Annotated in this window: 1 protein-coding gene; it reads right to left on the bottom strand. The window is 75.1% G+C overall.

Translation table 11 applies throughout. The features are described from left to right. The coding region (locus DBR34_RS09995) for an NAD(P)H-hydrate epimerase (protein ID WP_258223797.1) at positions 1-909 on the bottom strand (909 nt) is incomplete at both ends.

Below are 909 nucleotides of genomic sequence, written 5' to 3' on the forward strand. Positions count from 1 at the left end.
GCGAGCAGGTTCAGCGCATCGGCGTCGACCACCAGCGGCCTGCCACTGCCCAGCACCTGCCGCCACAGCTCGCGCGCCCAGTCGTCCTGGCCCAGGCCCGGCCCGATCGCGATCACGCCGGCCCGTGCCAGCAATGCCTGCAGGTCCTGCGCGTCTTCCACCGCGTGTGCCATGGCCTCGGGCAGGCGCGCCAGCAGCGGAGCCACGTGCAGCGCCTGGGTCGCCACGCTGACCAATCCGGCGCCGGCACGCAACGCTGCCTCGCTGGCCAGCATCACCGCGCCGCCACTGCCGCGGTTGCCGCCCACGCAGAGCACGTGGCCCGATTCGCCCTTGTGGGTATTGGCACGCCGCGCCGGGAGCTGCCCGGCCAGCCGGGGCGCCTGCCATGGCACGGCGCTGGCGCTCACCTGCGCGTCCGCGCCGTCGGGCAGCTGCAACGGTGCCAGCCGCCGCGCACCCACGTGTTCCAGCGCGGCGCCGGTGTACAGGCCCTGGTGGCAGACGATGAACTGCAGGGTCACGCGGGCGCGCACCGCACTGCCCGGCACCGCGCCGGTGTTGGCGTCCACGCCACTGGGTACGTCCAGCGCCAGGACCGGCACGCCGGCCAGGTTGATGGCCTCGATCAGCGCCGCTGCCTCGCCGTCCGGCGCGCGGTTCAAGCCCAGCCCGTACAGCGCATCCACCACGACATCGGCCGGGGGCAGTGCACCGGCAAACACGGCCACCTGCCCGCCGTCGTCCTGCCAGGCCTGCTGGGCCGCACGGGCCAGCGCGGTGGCCGCGGCATCGGTGGCCAGGCGCAGCACATGGACCGCGCGCCCGGCCTGCCGGGCCAGCCGTGCCAGCACATAGCCGTCGCCACCGTTGTTGCCCGGCCCCACCACCACGCACAGGCGCTGGGCC

Source organism: Stenotrophomonas sp. HMWF003 (assembly GCF_003061285.1).
Taxonomy (GTDB): domain Bacteria; phylum Pseudomonadota; class Gammaproteobacteria; order Xanthomonadales; family Xanthomonadaceae; genus Stenotrophomonas; species Stenotrophomonas maltophilia_AP.